At 67.6% G+C, this 14,205-nt stretch carries 13 protein-coding genes; 4 read left to right on the forward strand and 9 right to left on the reverse strand.

Going from position 1 to position 14,205, the window contains the following annotated elements:
* Positions 1-60 precede the first annotated feature (60 nt).
* Entirely contained in the window at positions 61-843 is a 783-nt protein-coding gene (locus Acor_RS40755) for a PhzF family phenazine biosynthesis protein (protein ID WP_155342111.1), read from the reverse strand.
* 109 nt (positions 844-952) lie between these two features.
* On the opposite strand from Acor_RS40755, the gene Acor_RS40760 reads away from it, so the two are divergent.
* Positions 953-1,333, forward strand: coding sequence for a cell division protein SepF (locus tag Acor_RS40760; RefSeq protein ID WP_155342112.1), 381 nt, complete (start codon positions 953-955; stop codon positions 1,331-1,333).
* A gap of 192 nt (positions 1,334-1,525) precedes the next feature.
* Here the strand turns inward: Acor_RS40760 and Acor_RS40765 are convergent, their stop codons facing one another.
* The 4 genes from Acor_RS40765 to Acor_RS40780 form a co-directional block, all read right to left on the reverse strand.
* Positions 1,526-2,845, reverse strand: coding sequence for a hypothetical protein (locus Acor_RS40765; RefSeq protein ID WP_155342120.1), 1,320 nt, complete (start codon positions 2,843-2,845; stop codon positions 1,526-1,528).
* Positions 2,846-2,971: 126 nt separating this feature from the next.
* Positions 2,972-4,690 carry an arginine--tRNA ligase gene (gene argS / locus Acor_RS40770; protein ID WP_155342113.1) on the reverse strand — a complete coding sequence of 573 codons (1,719 nt, stop codon included), beginning with the start codon at positions 4,688-4,690 and terminating at the stop codon, positions 2,972-2,974.
* Positions 4,691-4,739: 49 nt separating this feature from the next.
* Positions 4,740-5,762, reverse strand: a complete 1,023-nt coding sequence (gene plsX, locus Acor_RS40775; protein WP_155342114.1) for a phosphate acyltransferase PlsX — start codon at positions 5,760-5,762, stop codon at positions 4,740-4,742.
* A gap of 82 nt (positions 5,763-5,844) precedes the next feature.
* Positions 5,845-6,408: a DUF1707 SHOCT-like domain-containing protein gene (locus tag Acor_RS40780; protein ID WP_218034812.1), complete on the reverse strand. Its 564-nt coding sequence runs from the start codon at positions 6,406-6,408 to the stop codon at positions 5,845-5,847.
* Positions 6,409-6,592: 184 nt separating this feature from the next.
* Between Acor_RS40780 and Acor_RS40785 the strand changes: the two genes are divergently transcribed.
* Positions 6,593-7,912, forward strand: a complete 1,320-nt coding sequence (locus tag Acor_RS40785) for a KamA family radical SAM protein (protein WP_155342115.1) — start codon at positions 6,593-6,595, stop codon at positions 7,910-7,912.
* A gap of 324 nt (positions 7,913-8,236) precedes the next feature.
* Positions 8,237-9,097, forward strand: a complete 861-nt coding sequence (locus Acor_RS40790; RefSeq protein WP_155342116.1) for a hypothetical protein — start codon at positions 8,237-8,239, stop codon at positions 9,095-9,097.
* Positions 9,098-9,204: 107 nt separating this feature from the next.
* On the opposite strand, the gene Acor_RS42710 is transcribed toward Acor_RS40790, so the two are convergent.
* The 4 genes from Acor_RS42710 to Acor_RS40805 form a co-directional block, all read right to left on the reverse strand.
* Positions 9,205-9,378, reverse strand: coding sequence for a hypothetical protein (locus Acor_RS42710; protein WP_170317354.1), 174 nt, complete (start codon positions 9,376-9,378; stop codon positions 9,205-9,207).
* 80 nt (positions 9,379-9,458) lie between these two features.
* Positions 9,459-9,995, reverse strand: coding sequence for a YbhB/YbcL family Raf kinase inhibitor-like protein (locus Acor_RS40795; RefSeq protein ID WP_155342117.1), 537 nt, complete (start codon positions 9,993-9,995; stop codon positions 9,459-9,461).
* A gap of 76 nt (positions 9,996-10,071) precedes the next feature.
* On the reverse strand, positions 10,072-10,866 hold the full coding sequence (locus Acor_RS40800) for an ABC transporter ATP-binding protein (RefSeq protein ID WP_155342122.1): 795 nt from the start codon (positions 10,864-10,866) through the stop codon (positions 10,072-10,074).
* 61 nt (positions 10,867-10,927) lie between these two features.
* On the reverse strand, positions 10,928-11,842 hold the full coding sequence (locus Acor_RS40805; protein ID WP_155342118.1) for an ABC transporter permease: 915 nt from the start codon (positions 11,840-11,842) through the stop codon (positions 10,928-10,930).
* A 476-nt stretch (positions 11,843-12,318) separates the two neighbouring features.
* Between Acor_RS40805 and Acor_RS40810 the strand changes: the two genes are divergently transcribed.
* Complete coding sequence (locus Acor_RS40810; protein ID WP_155342119.1) at positions 12,319-13,977, forward strand: peptide ABC transporter substrate-binding protein; 1,659 nt, start codon at positions 12,319-12,321, stop codon at positions 13,975-13,977.
* The last annotated feature ends 228 nt before the right edge of the window (positions 13,978-14,205 follow it).

A 14,205-nucleotide genomic window follows, 5' to 3' on the forward strand; every position in this document is an offset into this window, starting at 1 on the left:
GTTGGGCCCCAGCCGATGGCTGGGGCCTTTCGCATTTATCCACCTAGCATGTATCCGCCCTCATACATGCATCTCACCCGACCAGATCGTGACAGCCTTCCCCCCAAGCAGGACCCGATCGTCACGCATAGTGGTCCGAACCACCCCGCCCCGCTCGGACAGCTGCCGTCCAGCCAGCGAATGTGCCCCCAGCCGCTGCGACCAGTAGGGCGCCAGCACACAGTGCGCTGACCCGGTCACCGGATCCTCGTCGACGCCGGCCCGAGGGGCAAAGAATCGCGACACGAAGTCCGCATCGGAATCTGGCGACGCGGCCGTCACGATAACGCCGCGCACATCAATCGTGGCAATGGCCCCAATATCCGGTGCGAGCGTCCGCACAATCTCTGGCGAATCCACCTCCACCAGCAGATCGAACTGACTATTCCCCACCCAAACCGGTTCGACTCCCAAAGCCTCCCCCAGTCCAGCCGGCACAGCGCATTCCGATGGCACCTTCACCGGAAAGTCCATCGTGATAAGTCCGGACGAATCACGCTCCACTGAAAGGATCCCGCTCTGGGTGGAGAAGTCGATTCGCCCGTCCTCCGCCCCGATTTCATAAAGAATATGCGCTGCCGCCAGCGTGGCATGCCCACACAGCGCCACCTCGACCTTCGGCGTGAACCACCGCAGCGAATATCCTCCCTCCCCCCGCACCACGAATGCGGTTTCCGAATGCCGCATTTCCGCCGAGACCTCTCGCATCCACGAGACGGTTGCCGGACCTTCCAGCAGGCAGACGGCGGCGGGGTTACCCTTGAACGGCCGGTCGGTGAACGAATCGACGGTGAAGATACGCATGTTATGCACCCTACAAAAAGAATGCTATGGCGTGGCGTGTCGGCTCGCCCTTGAGGAATGGTCGGTTAGCGTCCCAAGTGTCGGGACAAACCCGGAAAGGACGAAGCCGATGGGGGCAGTGCGCAAGGTAGCGAGCTACCTTGGCCTGGGCGGGGCCGAGCAGTATGACGAGCCCTATGGCGAAGCAGAGTACGAGGATGACTGGATTCCGGCCTCCGAGCGGGCGGCCCGGCGCTGGCAAACGGAGGGCGAGCCCGCGCGCATCGTCATGGTCCGCCCAAAGAAATACGACGACGCGCTAACCGTGGGCCGCCACTTCCGTGACGGCCACAGCGTCGTGATGGACGTGGGCACCATGTCCACAGTCGAGGCAACCCGCATGGTCGACTTCGCGGCCGGCCTGGCCTACGGCTGTGAGGGCCGGATCGAGCGTATCGCCGAGAAGGTCTTTCTCTTGACCCCGTCCAACGTCGAGGTCTCCTCCGTCTGACCAGAGATCAGTCTGACGAAAGATGAGCACACGGACGCAACGTCGCTGGGTCGGAGAGAGGACACACCACAAGCAGGCACCCAGCGCCGTTGCGTTCAGACCCGCAAGAGCCGACGACCGAAGAACCCGGAAGCCCAGAAGCTCGAAGGCCCGAGGCTCGAAGAAGGCCCGAAGCTCAAAACCCCGGAAGCGTCAGCCGGCGCGAGGTCCGCGGCGGAGCAGGCGAGTCAGCGCGGTGAGATCCTCGGTGGCCACTTCCCTGCGCCCCTTCGCCTCACGGGCGTACTCGTGCAGGGCCCACACCGCGCCATCCGCGAGCTTGTGCAACTCGGCGACCTCGGCTTCGATGCGGGCCAGCTCCACCAGTTCCCGCTGCCGTACCCGCCACAGCCGGTAGAACCCCCAGCCGCAGACGCCGGCTCCCACCGCCGCGGTGGGCCAGAACAACAGCCCCAGCCCGGCGGCCAGCACCAGCCCCAGCACAATCAGCACATACCCACCCTGCCGGGCGGGACGGCGGGTGATGTTCCTGGCGACGATCAGGCGTTCGGCCTCGGTCAGGGTCGACGGATCAGGGCCGTCCGGGCGCAGCACGATCGCGTTCCCCATGATCGGCACGGTGACCGACTCCGGCGTTTCGCCGAGCGTGCTCTCCGCCAGGTGTTCGGCCGCCGCCTTGACCGCGGGCGCCGCGACATGAAGAGCCAGGGCGGCCAGATAAGGGTCAGCGCCCGGCTGCACATCGTGCAGCAAATGCCCGCTCAACGCACTCAACGGCGCATCCGTCTCCGAATCGGCGATGAGCACCCGCAACACCGCCACCGGCTCCATCTCCGGCCAGACAGCCTCACCGGACACCGTTGCCCCGGACGCCACCGCGCGAGACGCCACGGCACTCTCACCCCCCTGCCGCACCGACAGGATCTCCTCGCACCGCTCCCGCAGTCGGCCGAGCCGCTCGGCCGCCAGCGCCGGCACCCCCAGCGCCGGAATCCCCGCCAGTTCCGGAAACTCCAGCAGAGACGGCGGCACGACGGCCCTCGTCTCCCCGGGCACCAGCGCCTTCAGCCAGAGCTCGTCCTCCGGCGGCACCTCGATCGCGTCCAGCTTCCGCAGCACGAAGATCTTCCCGGCCGGCCCGTACGCCCCCCGGGCCGCCGCCAGCCACAAGGCCCGCTGGCCCGACGCGACCGGCCGGTCCTCGGCGAGGTCACCGAACGCCGTCCCCAGCCAGGACGCGTGAATCCGATCCCCGTGCCCGCACACTGCCAGCGCCAGGCACAGGAACAGGGACGTGCGCCCCTCGTCCAGCCGGGCCGCCCGCGCCAGCGGTTCGAGCGCGTCCTCGCCGTTCATGATGAGCACCAGCGCCTGTACGGCGGGCGACAGCCAGTAGTCCGGCACGTCCACGTCGGGAAACGGCGGCGGGGTGCCGTCGGCGGTGAGATGGGTCAGCAACGCCTCGGCGTATCGATGCAGCTCCGAGGCGGACTCGCCGGTGCTGACGTCCATGCTCAAGCGTACGCTCCCCGACGGCCGACCCCCCGAAATGTTCAACGGGCGACCAAGTGGCCAGACACTCCCTTGACCGCCCAAAGACTAGACGTCATCGACCCACCTTTACCGGAAGGCGCGCCGTCACATCCGTTCCGGGACCTCGATGCCGAGCAGGTCGAGCCCCTGGGTCAGCACTCGCAAGGTCAGCGCGGCCAGGGCGAGCCGGGACTGCCGGTCCTCCTCGCTGCCGGCCTTGAGCACGGGGCAGTTGTCGTAGAACGTGGTGAACGCGCTGGCCGTGTCGAACAGATACGCGCACAGCCGGTGCGGTGCGCTGGCCGCGCCGACCTCGCTGACGACGGCGCCGAAGCCGAGCAGTTGCAGGGCCAGGGCCCGCTCGGCCGGGTGCCCGAGCAGGATGGGCCCGCGCGTTTCGGCCGGATCGTACTCGCCGCGCCGGAAGATGGACCGGATCCGGGCGGTCGCGTACTGCAGGTACGGCCCGGTGTTCCCGGTCAGCGCCAGCATGCGGTCGAAGTCGAACACATACTCGCTGTCGTGGCTGACGGACAGGTCCGCGTACTTGATCGCGCCCATCCCGACGGCGTGGGCGATCTCGGCCCGGGTCGCCTCGTCGTAGGCGCGGTCGGCGACCACGGCGGCGGCCCTGGCTTCGCCCTCCTCCAGGAGTTCCAGGAGCTTGATGGACTTGCCGGCCCTGGTCTTGAACATTTTGCCGTCGCTGCCCAGCACGCTGCCGATCTGCACATGCTCGGCCCGGACCTCGTCGGGCAGCCAGCCGGCCAGCCGCGCGGACGCGAAGAGCATCTGCATGTGCAGGGCCTGGGTGGCGCCGATCACATACGTGATCCGGTCGGCTTTCAGGTCCTGCACCCGGTGGCGGATGGTGGCCAGGTCGGTGGTGGCGTAGCCGTACCCGCCGTCGCTCTTGCGGATCATGAAAGGGAGGGGCAGGTTCTCGCGCCCGGTGAAGCCGGGCGGGAAGACGCACAGGGCGCCGTCGCTGAGCACGGCGATGCCGCGTTTCTGCAGGTCGTCGCAGACCTGGCCGAGCATCGCGTTGTAGCGGCTCTCGCCGGCGATGTCCTCGTCGCGCAGGGTCACGCCGAGCTGGGTGTAGACCTTGTTGAAGTAGCGGATGGTGGCGTTCATGAAGATGTGCCAGAGCCGCATCGTCTCCGGGTCCTCCGCCTGGAGGGTGACGACCCGGGCCTTGGCCCGCTTGCTGAAGTCGGGGTCGCCGTCGAACTTGGCGCGGGCGGCCTGGTAGTAGACGTTGCCCTCGCCGGCGGACAGCTGCGCGACGGCGGCCTCCTCGCCCATGTCGAGCAGGTGCTCGATGAGCATGCCGAACGGGGTGCCCCAGTCGCCGAGGTGGTTCTGCCGGATGACGTGGTGGCCGAGGTGCTCCTGGACCCGGACCAGGGCGTCGCCGACGACGGTGGTCCGCAGGTGGCCGACGTGCATCTCCTTGGCCGCGTTGGGCGCGGAGTAGTCGATCACGACGGTCTGCTGGGCCTCGGTGGCGACGCCGAGCCGTTCGTCGGCGAGCTGCTCGGCGGCCTGGGCGGCGAGCCAGCCGTCGGCGAGGGTCAGGTTGACGAAGCCGGGCCCGCTGATCTGCACCGTGCCGGGGATGTCGATGTGGTCGGCGATCACCTGGGCGACCTCCCGCGGCGCCCGCCCGAGTCGTCGCGCCAGGCTCATCGCGACGTTCGCCTGGTAGTCGGCGAACTGGGACGGCCTGATCAGCGGGTCTTCGGCGGCATACTCCGGGCCGAAGGCGGCGGCCAGCGCCCGCTGGACCCCTTCGGCGAGTACGAGTTGCGGGTCGGTCATGAATCCAAGCCTATCGACGCCCGGTCTTTCTCGTCGCCACGATTACGGCTCACCAGAGGCGGTGCGACCGGGGGATCGTGCCGACCCGCTCGCCGACCTTGGTGACGATCTTTCCGGTGGCCAGCCGGGCGGCCAGCTCGCAGGCCGAGGCGATCCCTCTGGCCCGGGACGAACCATGCGCGATCACGACGGTTCCGTTCAGTCCGAGCAGTACGGCTCCGCCGTGCGCCTCCGGGTCGAGCCGCCGGTAGAGCTCGCGCAGCCGGGGCCGCTGGAGCAGGCCGCCGAACTTGGCGACCCGGCTCTCGGCGACGGTCTCGCGCAGCTGGCCGAAGGCGTACCGGACGCTGCCCTCCATGGTCTTGAGTGCGATGTTGCCGGTGAACCCGTCGGTGACGATCACGTCGACCTTGCCGGTGAGCAGGTCGTGGCCCTCGATGTTGCCGGCGAAGTCGAGGCCGGGGCTGGATTCGAGTAGTTCGTGGGCGCGCTTGGCCAGTTTGTTGCCCTTTTCGGGTTCCGTGCCGATGGTGAGCAGGCCGACCCTGGGGTTCTTGACGTCCAGGGAGGCTTCGACGTAGGCCGCGCCCAGGTGGGCGAACTGGACCAGCATTTCCGGTTTGACGTCGGCGTTCGCGCCCGCGTCCACCAGGATGGTCGGGTGCGGCAGGGTCGGCAGGGCGACCGCGATGGCCGGCCGGAGCACGCCGTGCTGCGCGCGCAGGCGCAGCTTTCCGGTGGCGACCACGCCGGCGGTGGAGCCGGCCGAGACGACGGCGGCGGCGTCGCCGCGGCGGAGCAGATGGCAGGCGACGGCGATGCTGGAGCGCGGGCGGCGCAGGCTGGCCAGCGCGCCCTCGTCCATGCTCAGCATCTCCTCGGCGCGGACGATCGGGATCTCGGCGGTGGCGTCGTGCGCGGACAGGGCCTCGTAGAGCACCCTCGGCTGGCCGACCAGGACGACCGGCAGGCCGAGTTCGCGGACCGCCAGGACGGCTCCGGCGACGATCTCCAACGGGGCGTGATCGCCGCCCATCGCGTCCAGCGCGATGGGCAGAGGTTCACTCGCCATGAGTTGCCTTGGGGAACACCTTGAGGATCACAGCGCCGTCCAATCCTGACTCCTACTGAATGGTAGGTCCGGCGCCGGGTGCTCAACCCCGCATGTTCCAGTCGGCGATCTTGCGGGACACGATCACTTTCCCGAACCGGGAGCTTCCGGTTACCCGGATGAGCGGCCCGTCCTCGGTCTTGCCGCCCGTGACGTGGCGTTTGGAGAACAGCGCGCTGCCCTCGTCGACCACGTTCGCGTTCTCGGGGACCCGGACGATGAGCTTCCCACAGAAGGAGTTGAGCTCCAGGGTGATCTCGCGCCCCGGCAGCACGCTCTCGGTGAGGTCGATGATGAGCGCGCCGAAGACGGCGCTGAACGTGGTGTGCCGGCCGGGCACCCAGCGGCCGCTTCTGATCACCTTGCTGAACACGGCCGAAACCTGCTGCCTGTCGGTTCCGGTCGGCATGTTTGGGCGGATCGTGTCGGGCAGATCCCTCGTGATCGGGACCAGGTCGCCGACCGTCACGGCCGTGTAGGTGGCCTCCAGGCGGTCGGCGTGCTCGGTGCTGGTCAGCCGGCCGGTGGCGAGGCCCTCGGCGATGACCCCCGCGACGCGGTCACGGTCGGCGTCGGAGGCGCGCTGACCTGGATCGTTGACTGTCACACCGCCCAGGCTACCGCGTTTCGAGATATGTCGCGAGATGGTGATTCTTATGACAGAGACCTTTGCCAAATCGTGGAAGTGCCTGTTAAATGGCGCGGCACCCGGTATATGAGTTGCATAGACGCCTGACAGCCACAGTTGGTTTACACGAGTGCGGAGAAACGTACCGAGAAGGGAAGGCCGAGTGATCTTTACCGAGGGGAACCGAGGCTTCCGCGCCTACACGAGCAAGCACCTTGACGGGCTCCTGGGCAAGGCCGGGTTCGACGCCGAGGCGCGGCTGCGCGCCGCCGCGGTGGCGACCGTCCTGCCGTTCCGCACCAACGCCTACGTGGTGGACGAGCTGATCGACTGGTCGGCCGTGCCCGACGACCCGATCTACCGGCTGGTCTTCCCGCAGGACGACATGCTGCCCGCCGCCGACGTGGCGCGGCTGGCCGGCCTGCTGCGGGACAGTGCCCCGGCCGCGCGGGTGAACGCGGCGGCCAACGAGGTACGGCGGCGGCTCAACCCGCATCCGGCCGGGCAGCTGGCACTCAACGTGCCCAAGGTGGACGCGGAGCCGGTCCCCGGCATGCAGCACAAGTACCCGGAGACCGTGCTGTTCTTTCCCAAGCAGGGGCAGACCTGCCATGCGTACTGCACGTACTGCTTCCGGTGGGCGCAGTTCATCGGTGACGCGGATCTGAAGTTCGCATCCGGCGATGTGGACAGTCTGGTGCGCTATTTGGAGGCGCATCCGGAGGTGACCAGCGTGCTGTTCACCGGCGGGGATCCCATGATCATGGGGGAGTCGGTGCTGCGGCGGTATCTGGAGCCGCTGCTGGCGTTGCCGCAGATCGAGTCCATCCGGATCGGCACCAAGTCGCTGGCCTACTGGCCGGGCCGGTTCGTCACCGACCCGGACGCCGACGCGACGTTGCGGCTGTTCGAGGAGGTGGTCGCCGCCGGGAAGAATCTCGCGTTCATGGCGCACTTCTCGCACCCGCGTGAGCTGGAGCCGCCGGTGGTGGCGGAGGCCGTACGGCGGGTGCGGAACACCGGGGCGGTGATCAGGACGCAGGCGCCGCTGATCCGGTCCATCAACGACGACGCCGGGACCTGGGCCGAGATGTGGCGACGGCAGAGCACCCTCGGGATGATTCCCTACTACATGTTCGTGGAGCGGGACACCGGTCCGCAGGACTACTTCGCGGTGCCGCTGGCGCGGGGGTACGAGCTGTTCCGGGACGCGTACGCGCAGGTTTCCGGGGTGTGCCGGACGGTGCGTGGGCCCTCCATGTCGGCCACGCCGGGCAAGGTGTGCGTCGACGGGGTGGCCGAGATCGCCGGACAGCGGGTCTTCGTGCTGCATCTCATCCAGGCCAGGGAGCCGGAACTCGTCGGGCGTCCGTTCTTCGCGCGATATGACCCGCGGGCCGTCTGGCTGGACGACCTGCGCCCGGCCTTCGCGGACCGGTTTCCGTTCGATCCGGCCGTACCGGTCGCGCGGCTCAGCGCCTGATTCGATTCAAGGCGGCGGAAAATATGTTCGCCCGGCCCGGGAGGCAGGTTTACCGTGCCTTTTTCCCGGGCCGGTGAGCATCTCGCCGCATGTCTCGCCAAAACCGGCTCTGTGCCGATGACCAGAGGGTGGTCCTTAGCGCTTCCATATCCGGAATTACCGGGCGCTGACGCTTGCCCATCGCTGGTGACCTGCGGATTCACCTTTCCGCTCCGTGGTGATAGAAATTCGGCTCAGTAGCCAATCAGCCGGCGTGCTGCGCCGGTACACGGGGGTTCTTAGCTCTTATTCCGAGGATTCGGAATAAGGCAGGGAAGGCAAATCATGAAGCGTATGATCAAGGCCGTCATCGCGGTGGCGACTTTCGGGGTCGCCGCGGCAGTGTCCGCGCCCGCCGTGGCGCAGGCGCAGGTCGTCGTCGTTCCGCCGGCGGTGGTCTCCGGCGACGACCCGATCGGCGGTCTGCTCAACGGTCTGCTCGGCGGTCTGCTCGGGGGCGGCGGCGGTGACCCGATCAGCGGCCTGCTCGGCCCCGTCACCGGCCTGCTCGGCGGCAGCGGCAGCCCGGTCGAGCAGCTCACCGGCACGGTGAGCGGGCTGACCGGCGGACTGGGCGGCGTCACGGGCGGACTGGGCGGCGTCACCGGCGCCCTTCCTGGCATCAGCGTCAAGCGCCTGATGTCCGCCGAAGCCGCCCAGACCGAAGACGAGCAGAACAGCATCGACGCGCTGCTGGACTCGCTCCAGGTCTCGCTCGGCTCCGTGCCCGCCGACCTGAACGGAACCGTCGGCTCGCTCGGCGGGGTGGTCAAGGACGTGACCGGCGCCGCCGCCCGCCTCACCCAGACCACCAAGGACCTGACCAGCACCGTCGAGCACGTCGTCGGCAGCACCGAAGGCGCGGTCGCCGAAGTGGCGCGCGTCACCGAGTTCGGCAACCTCATCACCGGGCTCCCCGCCATCGGTGACCTCAACCTCACCGGCACGGCCACGCCGCTCGCCGGGAAGGCCACCGCCATGGACGCGGCCGTCGCGCCGGCCGTCGACGCCGTCTCCACCGCGCCGCTCGCCGAAGCCGAAGCCGGAACCGGCTCGGCCAACCTGGTGAAGAACGTGACCGACACCGCCACCACGCTCCTCGGCGGCCTCGCGCCCGCCCTGCCCGCAGCGCCCGGTCTGAACTAGCCGACTTCAGGACACGTTGGCGTGGCCACGTCAACGTAGCCGTACATCGTGTGCAGCGACGAAGGCCGGGCATCCCGTGGGGGATCGCCCGGCCTTCGCGTTGCCGATCAGTTGTACTCGTTGCCCCCCGGCGGACGCACCGAAGTGCGGCGGGCGATCTGGGCTTGTAGTCGGGCCATCTGCCAGTGCAGTTCGACCAGTTGCTCGGCGAGGCGGCCTCGCGGTAGTTCGGACGGATCCTCGGCGGCCAAATGATCGATGGCCGTCACCAGCTCACTCATCCCGCCCTCCCAGCACATCGCGGTCTTCCCTCAGATCGAATCTCCGTTCGAATCATAAGGGAACACCGGGCGCGGGCGCATCAGCTTTCGTATATAGGTGCGATAAACCCGCGGGCGAGGGTGTTGGCGGTGACGTTGAAGCCGACCACGGCGGGCGGGGTGTCGGTGTCGACGCCCAGCGACTCCACGCTCAGGGCGTGGACCGCGAACAGGTAGCGGTGCGGGTAGCCGGGGGGCGGGGCGGCTCCGCCGTACGCCTTGGTGGAGAAGTCGTTGCGGGCGTGTTTGGCGCCCTCGGGGAGGCCCTTGAAGTCGGGTCCCGAGCCGGCGCCGGTGGGGAGCTCGGTCACGTCCGCCGGGATGTCGTAGAGGACCCAGTGCCAGAATCCGGAGCCGGTGGGGGCATCCGGGTCGAAGCAGGTGACCGCGTAGCTCTGGGTGCCCTCGGGGGCGCCGGACCAGCGCAGCTGCGGCGACAGGTTCTGCCCGGCGAACCCCCAGTCGTTGAAGATGTGCGCGGTCGGCAGGGTGACGGCGTCGCCGACGTCGTCACTCTCGACGGTCAGCTCCGGGACCTCGGGCAGGTGGTCGTACGGAATGGGCGGCGGGGTAGGCACAGGATTCTCCGATTGCCAGGTAACTGATCTCTTCGAGAGTCATCCTGGTACGTCCGCCTGCCTGACGCCAAGCAGCTCAGGCCTTGTTGTAGGCGGCGATGACTTCCTTGGGGTCGCCGTCCATCTTGATCTTGCCCTTGTGCAGCCAGATGACCCGGTTGCAGGTCTCCTCGATGACGTCCAGGTTGTGGGCGACCAGGAAGACCGTGCCGGCGGACTTGCGCATCTGCATGATGCGGTCCTGGGACTTGCGGCGGAACTCGCGGTCGCCGGTGGCCAGGGCCTCGTCGATGAGGAGCACGTCGTGGGTCTTGGCGGAGGCGATGGCGAAGCGGAGGCGGGCGCCCATGCCGGAGGAGTAGGTGGACATGGGGAACTGGACGAACTCCCCGATGCCGGAGAAGTCGACGATCTCGTCGTACTGGGCGCGGACCTCGGTGGGGGTCATGCCCATCGCGTAGCAGCCCAGGACGATGTTGCGTTCGCCGGTGAGTTCCTTCATGAGGGCCGCGTTGACGCCCAGCAGGGACGGCTGGCCGTCGGTGAAGACGGCGCCCTTGTGCGGCGGGAGCAGACCGGCGATGGCGCGCAGCAGGGTGGACTTGCCGGAGCCGTTGCGGCCGATGATGCCGATGGCGTCGCCGTGCCTGGCCACGAAGGAGACGCCCTTGACGGCGTGGATCTCCTTCATCTGCGGGCGGCCCTGGCGCTTGACCAGGCGGCGCAGGGCGTTGACGGCGTTGCCCTTCTCGGCCTCGCTGGCGGCCCCGTACACCTTGTAGACGATGTGCAGGTCGTCGACGATGACGGTGGGAGTGCCGACTGGTGACGCCTTTGGTTCTTCGGCGGGCACCGGCCACACCCTTTCCATTGCCTCGCTGGCCTGGGGAGCCTTCGCGGGCTGTGCCGCCCCCTGGGCTACCACCTCTGCCTCAGCCACGGCCGTACCTCTCCTCAGCCCGCCAGAAGTACCAGAAACCGACAATGAGCGCGAACACCGCCCAGAATATGGCAGTGGCCCAGGCCCATTGTGGCGGGGTGTGCTGGTAGATGAGTAGATCCCGCATCAACTCGATGAAGGCCGCGGCGGGATTGAGTTCCAGGACGTAGCGGATGAAGCTCAGCGATTCCGGCAGTTGGTCGACCCGGGCGGGGATGCTGAAGAAGACGCCCGACGCGTACAGCCAGGTGCGCATGATGAACGGCAGCAGCTGGTTCATGTCGCGGGCGAACGCGCCGATCCTGGCCATGAACAGGCTGGCCCCGACGTTGAAGATCAGTTGCAGCAGCAGCACGACCGGGACGAGCAGCCAGCGGGTGGTGATCGGCTCGCCGGTGAGCAGGATAATGATCGTCAGGACGCCCATCGACCAGGCCAGCTGCTGGAGCTCCTGCACCGCGTACGCCAGCGGCAGGGCGGCGCGCGGGAAGTGCAGCGCCCGGATCATGGACAGGTTCCCGGAGATCGACTTCGCGCCGCCGGTCACCGTGCGCTGGGTGAAGGTGAAGATGAAGACGCCGGTGATCAGGAACGCGGTGTAGTTCGGGATGTCCTTCTGCTGATCGAGGATCACGCCGAACATCAGGAAGTAGACCCCGGCGTTCAGCAGCGGGGTGAGCAGCTGCCACAGCTGCCCCAGCGCCGAATCCGAATATTTGGAGACGTTTCGTGACGTCGCGTACTTGAGCACGAAGTGCCGACGCGCCCACAGCTGGCGGACGTAGGACGGCAGGCTCGGCCGTGCGATGGCGCGACGAAGCCCGTGACGCCGGGCGAGCTCGGCCAGCGAATCCGTCGCTGGGCCGCCCGCCTGGGCGTCCGCGACGGCGGATTCCGGCTGGCTCATGGCATGGACTCTATTGGATGCTGGTGAACGGGGAGCCTGCGATGGTCATCCGTTGGCTCCTCACGGTGGTTCCGTACGGCCGCCGCGGCACAGCACGCCACAGCTTGGTCAACCGTAGCCCAAGCCATCCTGATATGGGGACAAGAGCAGGACCCTCGCCCCAAAGCCTCCCTCCCGGCTTGACCAGCAAGTAGTCATGTGTACCTTGTTGAGTGGTTTGTTCCTCGGATAGTCATTTGAGGCAAGCTTGTTGGAATGTGTGTGACGCCCGACTGACGCACGTGTGACCGAACTGCAACGCAGCAGAGACAAGTCTGCAGCAGGTGGTGAGGGATGCTCGCGGACGACTGGCAGGGCGTCAGCTGTTTTGACCGTGTCTGCAAATCCGGGACCTCATAAGGGGCCAGGGGGCGCGCCGCACGGACAATCCGCAGCTCAGCGCCGTAGCCCATCCTTTGAGGGAGGACCAACTCACTATGCGCGTAACCAAGGGCGCACAGATCATCGCCGGCTCCGCGCTGCTCGCGCTCGCGGTCGCCGCCTGCGGCGGCGGCGAAGCACCGGCCACCGGTGGTGGCACCGCTGCCGTTCAGCCGGTTCGGGTCGAGATCGCCGAACCCCAGCACGAACTCGTCCCGGGCAACACCGCTGAGACCAGCGGCGCCGAGGTGCTCAACGCGCTCTTCATCGGCCTGGTCAACTATGACGCCGAGAAGAAGCCGATCAACCAGATCGCCGAGTCGATCACTTCAGAAGACCAGACGAACTGGACCATCAAGCTCAAGGATGGCTACAAGTTCCACGACGGCACCGCCGTCGACGCGCAGAGCTTCGTGGACTCCTGGAACTACACCGCCAACGGCGCCAACGCGTTCGAGGGCAACTACTTCATGGGCAGCATCCAGGGCTACCCGGAGATGAACCCGGTGGACCCGGACGGCGAGGGTGAGCAGGTCGCGCCCGCGGCCACCGCCACCACGCTCGCCGGCCTGAAGGTCGTCGACAACTTGACTTTCACGGTCGCGCTGACCAACCCGTTCTCCGGCTTCCCGACGATGCTGGGCTACACCGCCTTCTACCCGATGCCCAAGGCCGCCTTCGGCCCCGACGGCAAGGTCACCGAGGCGTACGGCAAGAGCCCGATCGGCAACGGCCCCTTCAAGATGGCCAAGCCGTGGGAGCGCGGCAAGGACCAGGCCATCTCGGTCGTCCGCAACGACGACTACAAGGAGGGCAAGGCCAAGGTCGAGGCCGTCGACTTCAAGATCTACACGGACCTGAACACCGCCTACCGCGACCTGCAGGCCGGCAACCTGGACATCATGGACCAGCTGCCCGCCGAGGCGATCGGCAGCGCCAAGGCCGAGTTCGGTGACCGCTACATCGAGCAGCCGTCCTCCGGCATCGGCTACATCGGCTTCCCGATCAAGAACGGCGCCGACTACGCCAAGAACGCGGACGCCCGCAAGGCCATCTCGATGGCGATCGACCGCAAGACCATCACCGAGACGGTCTTCTCCGGCACCCGCGTGCCGGCCGACGACTTCATCAGCCCCGTCGTCTCCGGCTACCGTCAGGGCGCCTGCGGCGAGGCCTGCACGTACGACCCGGTCAAGGCCAAGGAGCTGTACGACAAGGCCGGCGGCGCCAGCCTGGGCCCGATCGAGATCGGCTACAACGCCGACGGTGGCCACAAGGAGTGGATCGAGGCCGTCGCGAACAACCTGCGCACCAACCTCGGCGCCGAAGTGACGCCGAAGCCGGTGGAGAAGTTCGCCACCATCCTCGACGACCTGGGCGCCGAGAAGTGGAAGGGCGGGTTCCGGATGGCGTGGATCATGGACTACCCGTCCCCGGAGAACTACCTCAAGCCGATCTTCGCGGCCGGCGCGGGCTCCAACTACTCGGGCTTCGACAACAAGCAGTTCGAGGAGCACATCAAGGCGGGCGACTCGGCCAAGACGCTGGAAGAGGGCATCGCGGCCTACCAGGCGGCGGACGACATTCTGCTGAAGGAGCTTCCGTACATCCCGGTGTACTTCTACCAGACCAACGGCGCCTACTCGCAGCACGTGAAGAACGTGAAGATCGACCCGTTTGAGCGGATCGACCTCTTCAACGTAGAGAAGGCCTAGCCGGTTCTCATCCCGAGTGGCTCTTGAGCCACTCGGGATGGGCCATCACTCTTAGGGGCAGCCCGCTCGGTTGCAAGTGGGCTGCCCTTTGTCATGATCGGGAGACCGAATGGGCCGCTACGTTGTCAGGCGCCTGCTTCAGGCGATCCCTGTGCTGCTTGGCACCACGTTCCTCATTTTCGCACTCGTCTACGCGCTGCCGGGCGACCCTCTGCAGGCCCTGGCCGG

It is taken from the genome of Acrocarpospora corrugata, from assembly GCF_009687845.1.
GTDB classification, from domain to species: domain Bacteria; phylum Actinomycetota; class Actinomycetes; order Streptosporangiales; family Streptosporangiaceae; genus Acrocarpospora; species Acrocarpospora corrugata.

Excerpts from the sequence above, each read along its gene's own strand:
- Acor_RS42710 (WP_170317354.1), bottom strand. The coding sequence starts at position 9,378 with ATGAGTGAGCTGGTGACGGCCATCGATCATTTGGCCGCCGAGGATCCG.
- Acor_RS40800 (WP_155342122.1), bottom strand. The coding sequence starts at position 10,866 with ATGGAAAGGGTGTGGCCGGTGCCCGCCGAAGAACCAAAGGCGTCACCA.
- Acor_RS40790 (WP_155342116.1), top strand. The coding sequence starts at position 8,237 with ATGAAGCGTATGATCAAGGCCGTCATCGCGGTGGCGACTTTCGGGGTC.
- Acor_RS40805 (WP_155342118.1), bottom strand. The coding sequence starts at position 11,842 with ATGAGCCAGCCGGAATCCGCCGTCGCGGACGCCCAGGCGGGCGGCCCA.
- Acor_RS40760 (WP_155342112.1), top strand. The coding sequence starts at position 953 with ATGGGGGCAGTGCGCAAGGTAGCGAGCTACCTTGGCCTGGGCGGGGCC.
- plsX (WP_155342114.1), bottom strand. The coding sequence starts at position 5,762 with ATGGCGAGTGAACCTCTGCCCATCGCGCTGGACGCGATGGGCGGCGAT.
- Acor_RS40810 (WP_155342119.1), top strand. The coding sequence starts at position 12,319 with ATGCGCGTAACCAAGGGCGCACAGATCATCGCCGGCTCCGCGCTGCTC.
- argS (WP_155342113.1), bottom strand. The coding sequence starts at position 4,690 with ATGACCGACCCGCAACTCGTACTCGCCGAAGGGGTCCAGCGGGCGCTG.
- Acor_RS40765 (WP_155342120.1), bottom strand. The coding sequence starts at position 2,845 with ATGGACGTCAGCACCGGCGAGTCCGCCTCGGAGCTGCATCGATACGCC.
- Acor_RS40755 (WP_155342111.1), bottom strand. The coding sequence starts at position 843 with ATGCGTATCTTCACCGTCGATTCGTTCACCGACCGGCCGTTCAAGGGT.